We start from the raw sequence: 9,174 nt of genomic DNA on the forward strand, positions 1-9,174 counted from the left end.
CCTGAGAGGAGCACGTCCGGCCGATCAAGCGCGAAGATCAGGAAGCCGTGTGCGGTCCAGGGGCCGATCCCCGGCACCTCGGTCAAGACCGCCTCGACCTCGTCGTCGGTCATGCCCGACAGCGCCTCGTCGCTGAGGCGACCGTCGACGAAGCGCTCGGCGAGCGCTCGGAGCGTCTGGCCCTTGCGCGCGGACATGCCGCTGTCGCGCAGGACCTGCGGATCCGCGGCGAGCAGCTCGGCCGATGACGGCAGATGTCCTCCAAAGTGCTCCTCGAGACGGGACAGGATCGTCCGCGTCGCGCTGACGGAGAGCTGCTGGCCGATGACCTGGAAGACGAGCATCCCGAAGGCGTCGAGCGCTGGAAGCTCGTCGATCCAGGCCCGCGGACGGAAACCCGGGTGGGCGTCGATCAGCCGCGCGAGCACCGGATCGGCGTTACGCAGGAAGTCCCGCACGGTTGGATCGGCGACTACGGCACCCCTGGACATCAGGGATGCACCTGCGAGCCGTAGCCCAGGTCGAGCCGGATCGACTCCATGACCCAGAACGTGGTGCTGGCGGTGAAGACGTCGGCCGCCGCGAGCACGCCGGTGTACTTCTCGACGACCGGCGCCGCGGCGGCGGCCGTCGTCGCGTCGAGCAGGCCGCGCACCGCGGCCCAGACGTTCTCGCCGTACTTGGCGAAGTAGGGCGTGGGGTCGACCGTGTCGATCGCCGTCCTGACGCTCGCGGCGATGTCCGCCATGTACTGCTGGTGCACGGTCACGTCCTCGCGGGTGCCGAGCCTGCCGAGGTGGCCGCCGACGAAGTGCTTCCACGGGTAGGAGAGGGCGGTGGCCGGTGCCTCGATGTAGCCGGGGATGTCCTCGGTGAGGTTGCTGAGGTACACCGGCGCCCACCCCGGGTTGACGATGTCCACGAGCATCAACGTGTCGTGGTCGGGCAGGTGGATGTAGATGTTGTCGGGCGAGTGATTGGAGCCGTGCCAGGCGAGCTCGATCCGCTCGCCGCCGATCTCGAGGGTGCGGCGGTCCTGGAAGGTCTCCTCGGGCGCGGGCCGCGCCGGGTCGTCGTCGCGCAGCAGGAGCTTGCGCGTCTCCTCGTGCCCGATGCGGGCGACGTCGCCGTCGAACAGCGAGGACGCGCCGGCGTGGTCGGCGTGGTGGTGCGAGTAGATGAGGTGGGTCACCTTGTTGCTCACGCCGTTGGCGGCGGCGATCTCGTCCACCGCCCGCTGGATGTTGTGCCCGATGGTGGGTGGCGCGTCGAGCAGGACGACGCCGTCAGCGGTCGTCAGGAAGGCCGATTGGTAGGTGCCGTCGGTGACCCAGTAGAGGTTGCGCTCGACGCGGCCGACGTAGTAGCCCTGTTCGTTGAGGGCGGGGCCGAGCGCCGAGCGCGGAACCGGCGCGTAGTCGGGGAGGTCCTCGGCCTCGGGACGCGTACTCGCGAATGCCTCGGTTGTCGTGTCGGGTGTGCTCATGGGCGCATCGTGCGTCCATGAGCCGCGCGCTCGCATCCCGGAATGCCTTAGTCCGTGACCCGAGTGTGCTGCTCAGGCATGCTTTGGCGCATGAGCGCAGAGGCGCCGGCGCTTCGCGTGCCGGGAGAGCACCTGGTGGGACGCCACCGCGAGCGCGAAGTGCTCGACCGGCTTCTGCGGGCCGCGCGCAACGGCAGCGGCGGCGTCCTCGTGCTGCACGGAGAGCCGGGCGTCGGCAAGACGGCCCTGCTGGAGTACGCGGTCGAGGCGAGCCCGGCGTTCCGCGTCGCCCGCACCATCGGCGTCGAGGGCGAGATGGAGCTGCCGTTCGCGGCGCTTCAGAACCTGTGCTCGCCCTTCCTCGAGCTCATGCAGCGCCTCCCGCAGCCCCAGCGCGACGCGCTCGCCGTCGCCTTCGGACTCAGCGCAGGCCCGTCGCCGAATCCCTTCCTCGTGGGGCTGGCGGTCCTTGGCCTGTTGTCGGAGACCGCCGAGGAGCAGCCGCTCCTCGGCGTCATCGATGACGCGCAGTGGCTCGATCGTGCATCGGCGCGCGCCCTCGCCTTCGTGGCTCGCCGCCTGTTGGCTGAGCGGATCGCACTGGTGTTCGCGGCGCGCACGCTCGGCGACACGACCGCGAGACTGCCGGAGCTCGACGTCACGCCGTTGGGGCATCGCGACGCGCGGGCGCTGTTGGAGTCCGCGCTGCCCGCCCCGCTGGACGACGGCGTGCTGGAGCGGATCGTCCTCGAGACGCGCGGCAATCCGCTCGCGCTCATCGAGCTGCCGCGCGGGTTGACGCCGGCGCAGCTCGCGGGTGGCTTCGGCCTGCCCGCCGCGGTGCCGTTGTCGGCCAGCATCGAAGAAAGCTTCACGCGTCGGCTGGCGAGGCTTCCGCATGACGCGCGGCGCCTGTTGCTCGTGGCCGCGACCGACCCGGTCGGCGATCCGGCGCTCGTCTGGAGGGCGGCGAAGCGGCTGGGGATTCCTGAGACGGCGGCGGAGACCGTCGAGGCGGAAGACCTGTTGACGCTCACTCCGCGCGTGGTGTTCCGTCACCCGCTCGTTCGCTCGGCCGTCTACGGGGCGGCCGGGGTGAGGGAGCGCCGCGAGATCCACCGCGCGCTGGCGGAGGCAACCGATCCCGAGACCGATCCCGATCGCCGCGCCTGGCACCGCGCGCAGGCCGAACCCGGACCCGATGAAGAGGTCGCCGCGGAGCTCGAGCGTTCCGCGGCTCGAGCGCAGGCCCGTGGTGGCTTCGCCGCTGCCGCGGCCTTTCTCGAACGCGCCGCGGCGATGACGCCCGATGCCGAGCACCGCACGCGGCGCGCCCTGGCCGCCGCGCGCACGAAGTTCCAGGCCGGCGCTGTAGACGACACGCTCCGACTGCTCGCCACGGCCGAGACGGGTGGCTTGAGCGAGCTCCAGCGCGCCCAGGTCGACCTGCTCCGCGCCGAGACGGTGTTCGTCGTCACCCGCGGCCGCGACGCGCCGCCGCTGCTCGTCGAAGCCGCCCGGCGGCTGAGCGGGCTCGATCCAATCCTCGCGCGCGAGACGTATCTCGAGGCGCTGTCGGCTGCGATGTTCGCAGGACGCCTTGCCGGACCGGGCGCAGGAGTGCTGGAGGTGGCGCAAGCCGCCAGAACGGCCCCCGCCCCACCGCACGCGCCGCGTGCGCCCGACGTGCTTCTCGACGGCCTGGCGACACTGTTCAGCCAGAGCTACGAGGCTGCGGTGCCGGTCCTGCGACAAGCGCACAGGGCATTCGATGCCGCCCGCATGTCCGCCGCCGAGCAGCTGCGTTGGAAATGGCTGGCAACCGTGTCCTCCGTGCACCTCTGGGACGACACGCGATGGGAGCTGCTCGCGGAGCGGCACGTCCAGCTCGCCCGGGAGACGGGCGCCCTGGGCGAACTCCCCTTCGCGCTCACCCAGCGCGTCTACGTCCACCTCTTCGCGGGCGAGCTGACGGCCGCGGCGTCGCTGGTGGACGAGATCCAGACAGCGACGGAAGCATCGGACAGTGTCGTCGCGCCGTACGGCGCCGTGGGACTCCTCGTCCTTCGAGGCCACCAGGCCGAGGCCAGCTATCTCGTCGAGCACAGCCGCGCGGACCTGACGCATCGCGGCGAAGGCGTCGGCCTCTCCATGCTCGATTGGGCCGAGGCGGTCCTCTCCAACGGCCTCGGCCGCTACGAGGACGCCCGGGCCGCCGCGCTTCGCGCCACCGCGCATCCGCACGCCCTCGCCGCCTCGAACTGGGGCATGGTCGAGCTCATCGAGGCCGCTGCCCGAGCCGGCACCCCCGACCTGGCCCACGATGCCCTCCGGCGTCTCGTCGACACGACCGCAGCGAGCGGCACGGATTGGGCGCTCGGGATCGCGGCCCGCTCGCGGGCGCTCCTCCTCGACGGCCAGGACGCCGAAGACCTCTACGTAGAGGCAACCGAGAGGCTCGCTCGATCACGTATGGCGGTCGACCTCGCCCGAGCCCACCTGCTGTACGGCGAGTGGTTGCGACGCGAGCGCCGGCGCGTGGACGCGCGCAAGGAGCTGCGGGTCGCCCACGACCTCTTCTCCGACTTCGGGACGGAGGGGTTCGCCGAGCGCGCGCGGGCCGAGTTGCAGGCGACCGGCGAGCATGCTCGCAAGAGAACCCCGGAGACGATCGACCAGCTGACCCCTCAGGAGCTGCAGATCTCACGCCTCGCGGCGCAGGGAAACACCAACCGCGAGATCGCCCATCAGCTGTTCATCAGCCCCAGCACGGTCGAGTACCACCTCCGCAAGGCGTTCCGCAAGCTCGATGTGAAGTCACGGACCCAGCTTGTGCGCCGGCTGCAGTAGGGCGTGTAGCCGACGAGTGCAGCGAACACCCCTGACCAGCGGGCGTCGCCGCGGTACTTGCGCTGGTCAATCGCGTTACCGCGTCGCTCGGCGTGCGGGTGGATGGCCTACTGCCGAGTTCGAGTGGTCGTGGTCACCATCGCCAGGAGCGGCTCCGCTCGGGCCCATGTCACCGACCGACTCGCGCGGATCCCGGTCGGACGCGACATGTCGCTCGATGATCGTCGGCGACACGGCGACGGTCATCAAACGGTGCGGTCCACCCGCCGAACGCGACCATCCGGTGCTGCAGCGTCTGGCATCTGAGCACGACGGCTGTCGTCGGTTGCCGCCGCCGCGCGATCAGCGCAGCCGCGCGCGGTGCAGTCCCCGGCGACCGTCCAGCTGATGGTCCCGCCGCGAAGGCGCAGGTCCTTTGGCACGGCGGAGGCGTGGGTGGCCAGGACCTTCGGACCGTCGCGGTCGAAGCGCTGGACGCGGTAGTGACCGTCGGCGAGCAGCGTGCCGACCACGGCGAACGAGCCGTTTGCCTTCAACACCATGCCCGTCGGGTTCACGCTCAGTGCCGAGGTGTGTTCGACGGTCGGCCCGGAGGGCGGGCACGCGACCGCGTCGGCCCACGCGAAGCTTGAGTAGGTGTCGCAGGCGGTGATCTCGCCGATGGTCGAGCAGCGGATCGTCGCGTTCGGTCATCCCGGATTGGGGCCGCGGCGGATCGCCACCCGGCTGGGCCGCCCCGAGTGGGGCGGCCTTCAGGTCTCGGCCAACGGCGTCTGCAAGACGCTGGTCCGCCCAGGCCTCCGACACTCCGCGCTCGGCGGCCAGCGCAGTCTTGACCGCCGCGGACGGAGCCTCGGCCACCCCGTGGCGTGCTGTAGGTCGGGGGACCTGCTGCCGATACGTCACAGATGGACATCAATGTGCTCATTCCCGCTATGGCAACGGGTGTCCTGGCTGCCCTCCTCGGGCAACGGATCGCTCGCGATCGCGCCCACGTTCGCGCCGGCAACAAGGCAGGGCGACTCACCACCCCGGGCCTGACCGCCGCGGTCTGCGTCGCGCTGGGAGCCGTCGGACTGGCGCTCACCGCCGTCATCGTTCTCGTGCAGCACAAGGCGGTGCCACCAGCCTCAGCGTTCTTCGTGGTCGTGCTGGCCGTCGGCATCTTCAACCACGCTCAGTCGCGCCGCAACACCGGCCAGACGGACGACGCACTGTAGCACCCTTTGCGCAACAGCCGCAAACAGTGGGCGTTTCGTTTACTCAGGGCTCGGAGCCCGTCCGTAGATCTAGGCCTTGGGCAACCCACAGGGCAACCCGGGCCCAGCGCGGCAACCTGCGGGGGCGGCCCTCAGAGGTGGGGGCGCCCTACGGCCGCGCCCAGCGCTCGGGGTGCTGGCGCTCATGACCGCCAGGTACATCCACGCGACCCGGTCGCCCTCGCAGCCCACGCGTGCGCGCTCGATGGCCTCGCGCAACTGCCGGTGCTCGGGGCACGGGCTCGCCATCCGGCGCTGGTAGGTCCTCGGCGAGATGCGCGCGACCTCGCAGGCGAGGCCCAGCGTGAGCCCCGGTAGACCTGCCTGAGTTGCTCCTTGAGCAAGTAGGCGCGCGGTTCCCGGGGCCGACGTCGAGGCTCGCCGGGCGGTGGGCAACGCGATGGCGCTGCTCATCGTCTCGGCCGCACGAGGCCTGAGCCGGTCGGCGCAAGCGGCGCGGCGCCGGGCCGAGGCCCGGCGCCGCGCGATGCCTAGCTCGTCGAGAACCGCTTGCTGCTGCTCGCCCTCGGCAGCTTGGGCTTGTTGTAGTTGTTGCTCGACGACATGATCTTGGTGTCGAAGGCCATGCGGACCGTCATGTCGGCAAACGCCTTCGACATGAACGTCAGGACCTTCGGGTCGTTGTTGGACAGGTTGTCGCACCAGCGGAACGGGTTGTCCACGCAGCCACCGTCGGTGCTCGGGAAGTTACCCTCGAAGTTGCCGGTGAACCCGCCGAACAGGTTGACCTCTTCCTGGCTCTTGCAGCAGTCCTGCCCGGTGAGCAGGCCGCTGGCCGGAATCCCGATCTGGTTGAAGCTGAACGCGTCTGTCCCGGTCGGCGACAGGAACTCGTGGTTCTTGCCGATCGAGTCGAAGTAGTTCGCCCCGAAGTCGCGGGCGACCAGCGAGGGCTTGTAGACCCTATTGGGGAAGATCGGCGACGAGGTGCGGTCGAACAGGTCCGGTGCCGCCGGATCGAGGACGCCGATCAGGTAGTTCGGCGTCGCCGTCACATCGGCGTCGAGGTCGTAGCCGATGTGGTTGGCCTGCGACGACGTGAGGTTGTTGACGTAGTAGGCGGAGCCCAGGAGGCCGAGCTCCTCACCGCCGAACCAGATGAACCGCAGCTTGTTGCGCGGCGTGACGTTCTTCATCTTCTCCGCGACGTCGAGGATCGTCGCCGAGCCCGAGGCGTTGTCGAGCATCCCGGCCCCATAGATCGCGTCGAGGTGCGCGTCGACCACCACGACGTGGTTCGGGTCGCCGCCCTTGGACTCCGCGATGACGTTGTAGTCGTCGGCGTTGGGGTTGACGAGCGCGGTGATGCTGAGGCTCATCGTCGGATTGCTGCCCGCGTTGTACTCGTTCAGCAGCGACTGGCCCGTGGCGAACGACGTGAACGCGACGGGGATCGTCGGGATGATCGGATTGCCCGCCGCGTCGACGAGGCTGCCGCTCAAGAGATCCGTGCGATCCGGGTTGCCCTCGTTGAAGACCACCGCGCCCGTCGCTCCGGCGGCCTGCGCGTTCTGTACCTTGACGCCGAAGTTGCAGCCGCCGCGCTGGATCAGCGCGATACGCCCCGGCGTGAAGCCGGAGAAGTCCGCACTGGTGCACCCGCTCGTCGAGCTCGGCGCATCGGTCGGCGGGATCACGATCCCGCCCGCAGGCTGAACCGGCGTGTTGAGCGCGGTGCCCGTGCTCTGGCCCGGGTTCCAGTCCACGCCGAGCACGAAGTCGTGCGCCGTCGGCGAGACCTCGCTGAAGGTCGGTGGTGCCTTGTAGGCGTAATAGGTGAACTTGTACGGTTGGATCGTGACGTTGTAGCCGGCGGCGCGCATCTTGTTGGCGACGTAGTCGGCCGACGCCTTGTAGCCCGGCTCGCCCGAGTTACGCGACGGGTGGCCGTCGGCCGGGCTGGGGTTGGCGTCGGCGATGCCCTGGAACGCCTTCATGTGGTTCCAAAGGTCGCCCTCCTGAATGCAGGGCACGAGCGTGTCCGGCGTGTCGTTGACCCGCGCGTCACACTGCTTCGACGTGATCGCCCCGGCGCTCGCGGGGGCCAGGAGCCCCGCGACGGCACACGCCGCAATCATCCCTGAACGCAGCATGCGCTTCCTGAATCCTTGCGGCATTCGACCATTCCTCACGATAGGCGCTGACCGGATTTCGCGCAGAGCCTCGCGGTCTTCGAGCCGCGTCGTGCGCGCTGCGTCGCGCGCATCCTATGCGCGTGGCAACGATGGAAGCAAGATTGCCGTCCTCGGACGACGCGAGCTACGGCTACCTACTTCGGACGAGCTGCGACCCCTCGCGCCGGCGGACTCCCCGGCGAGCGCGATCGCCGATGGGCCGCCTCACCGTCGAGCAGCCCTGCGTAGGCCGCGACCGCATCCTCAACCGCGGCCGCCGTGACGTCGTCGGGCACGGGGATCGCGGCCATCATCTCGTCGAAGATGGCCCGCTGCTGCGAGACGTCACCGCCGAGATCGAGCGGGCCGTCGCGCACGAGCTCGTCGAGGGCCTCGCGCTGCTCGCGGCTCACGCCTTGGGGCCGGGCAGCAGCAGCTCGGTGCGGTAGCGCGGCGCGAGCGCGACCGCCTTGGCGATGAACGCCGCGGTGCCCGCCTCGTCCAGCACCGGCGGTGCCTGCGTGCGATGGGCGACGGGGACGCCGAGCTCGCGGAAGAACTCCTCCTGACCGGCGGGCGAGCACAGGCACAGCAGGCGCGCCGGCCGGTCACCGGCATTACGAAAGACATGCGGCGCGTTCGCCGGCACGTTGACCGTCTCGCCAGCTCGCGCGACCGCAGTCTCACCGCGGAACGTCAGCTCGATCTCGCCGTCGAGGACCGTGAACATCTCCTCGAAGTCGTGGCGGTGCGGCGGCGGCCCGCCTCCCGGCGGGACGTGCATGTCGATCAGCGTGTAGCGCCCGGCCGTGTCCTGGCCCGATACGAGGATCGTGTACGTGTCACCGACGACGCCGAGATGGGGCAGTGAGTCATCCGTGTCCGGCTGGACGTGGGTGAGCGTGCGAGCCGGATCGTCCGGTGGGACGGGCGCCGGTGACTCGGGACCTGCGGACGCATGGTCGTTCATCGGCTGGCCTCCGCCTCCGCAGGTTAGGCGGGCGAAATCGGCCGCCTATGCGCTGCTACCCGAGCGTCGCGCGACTCAACCGGCCGGGTATCCAACTCATCGTCCACCGGCAACCAGGGGCGCCAGGCTGAACCGGCGCTACTCGATCGTGGCGAAGAACGCCATGATGTCGTCGGCCAGCACTTCGGGCTCCTCGAAGGCGGCGAAGTGCCCACCTCGCGGCATGCTGGTGTAGCGCTGCAGGGCGTAACGGCGCGCGACCCACTCGCGGGGCTCCTGCACGAGATCCGCGGGAAAGACCGCCAGCGCGGTCGGGACGATGACGGGCTCTGGCTTCGACGGGCGTGCGTAGTCGTCGCTGTAAGGCCGAAACGACGGCCCGATCGTGTTGGTCAGCCAGTACAGCGAGACCCAGGTCAAGATCTCGTCGTCCTCGAAGCGCCTCGCCAGGTCTCCCCCGCTGTCGCTCCACTC

9 protein-coding genes are annotated in these 9,174 nt (G+C 70.0%); 2 read left to right on the forward strand and 7 right to left on the reverse strand.

The genetic code is table 11. The annotated features are described in order from the left end of the window. Both VK501_RS26450 and VK501_RS26455 read right to left on the reverse strand, forming a co-directional pair. Nucleotides 1–491 (reverse strand): DNA-3-methyladenine glycosylase 2 family protein (locus VK501_RS26450; protein ID WP_349261066.1); only part of this gene is annotated, 491 nt, incomplete at its 3' end. Then, the gene (locus tag VK501_RS26455) at nucleotides 491–1,486 is read right to left on the reverse strand and encodes an MBL fold metallo-hydrolase (RefSeq protein WP_324342936.1); all 996 of its coding nucleotides are present in this window, start codon (nucleotides 1,484–1,486) and stop codon (nucleotides 491–493) included. The genes VK501_RS26455 and VK501_RS26450, both read right to left, overlap by 1 nt. A 90-nt stretch (nucleotides 1,487–1,576) precedes the next feature. On the opposite strand from VK501_RS26455, the gene VK501_RS26460 reads away from it, so the two are divergent. After that, nucleotides 1,577–4,336, forward strand: coding sequence for an ATP-binding protein (locus tag VK501_RS26460; protein ID WP_324342937.1), 2,760 nt, complete (start codon nucleotides 1,577–1,579; stop codon nucleotides 4,334–4,336). A 245-nt stretch (nucleotides 4,337–4,581) separates the two neighbouring features. Here VK501_RS26460 and VK501_RS26465 read toward each other — a convergent pair whose 3' ends face one another. Next, entirely contained in the window at nucleotides 4,582–4,893 is a 312-nt protein-coding gene (locus VK501_RS26465; protein ID WP_324342939.1) for a hypothetical protein, read from the reverse strand. 351 nt (nucleotides 4,894–5,244) lie between these two features. Here VK501_RS26465 and VK501_RS26470 point away from each other — a divergent pair, with 351 nt between their 5' ends. Then, nucleotides 5,245–5,556, forward strand: a complete 312-nt coding sequence (locus tag VK501_RS26470) for a hypothetical protein (protein ID WP_324342941.1) — start codon at nucleotides 5,245–5,247, stop codon at nucleotides 5,554–5,556. A gap of 530 nt (nucleotides 5,557–6,086) precedes the next feature. Here the strand turns inward: VK501_RS26470 and VK501_RS26475 are convergent. The 4 genes from VK501_RS26475 to VK501_RS26490 all read right to left on the reverse strand — a co-directional run. Further along, nucleotides 6,087–7,709 (reverse strand): M28 family metallopeptidase, encoded by a 1,623-nt coding sequence (locus tag VK501_RS26475; RefSeq protein ID WP_324342942.1) that lies wholly within the window; start codon nucleotides 7,707–7,709, stop codon nucleotides 6,087–6,089. Between the two features lie 176 nt (nucleotides 7,710–7,885). Then, nucleotides 7,886–8,143 (reverse strand): hypothetical protein, encoded by a 258-nt coding sequence (locus tag VK501_RS26480; protein ID WP_324342944.1) that lies wholly within the window; start codon nucleotides 8,141–8,143, stop codon nucleotides 7,886–7,888. Beyond that, the gene (locus tag VK501_RS26485; protein ID WP_324342945.1) at nucleotides 8,140–8,700 is read right to left on the reverse strand and encodes a cupin domain-containing protein; all 561 of its coding nucleotides are present in this window, start codon (nucleotides 8,698–8,700) and stop codon (nucleotides 8,140–8,142) included. The genes VK501_RS26480 and VK501_RS26485 overlap by 4 nt, the downstream gene beginning before the upstream one ends. 138 nt (nucleotides 8,701–8,838) lie before the next feature. Continuing rightward, nucleotides 8,839–9,174: alpha/beta fold hydrolase (locus tag VK501_RS26490; protein WP_324342947.1), on the reverse strand; the 336-nt coding region annotated here is incomplete at its 5' end.

It is taken from the genome of Baekduia sp. (assembly GCF_035318805.1).
GTDB lineage: Bacteria > Actinomycetota > Thermoleophilia > Solirubrobacterales > Solirubrobacteraceae > Baekduia.

Excerpts from the sequence above, each read along its gene's own strand:
- VK501_RS26455 (WP_324342936.1), bottom strand. The coding sequence starts at position 1,486 with ATGAGCACACCCGACACGACAACCGAGGCATTCGCGAGTACGCGTCCC.
- VK501_RS26485 (WP_324342945.1), bottom strand. The coding sequence starts at position 8,700 with ATGAACGACCATGCGTCCGCAGGTCCCGAGTCACCGGCGCCCGTCCCA.
- VK501_RS26470 (WP_324342941.1), top strand. The coding sequence starts at position 5,245 with ATGGACATCAATGTGCTCATTCCCGCTATGGCAACGGGTGTCCTGGCT.
- VK501_RS26475 (WP_324342942.1), bottom strand. The coding sequence starts at position 7,709 with ATGCTGCGTTCAGGGATGATTGCGGCGTGTGCCGTCGCGGGGCTCCTG.
- VK501_RS26460 (WP_324342937.1), top strand. The coding sequence starts at position 1,577 with ATGAGCGCAGAGGCGCCGGCGCTTCGCGTGCCGGGAGAGCACCTGGTG.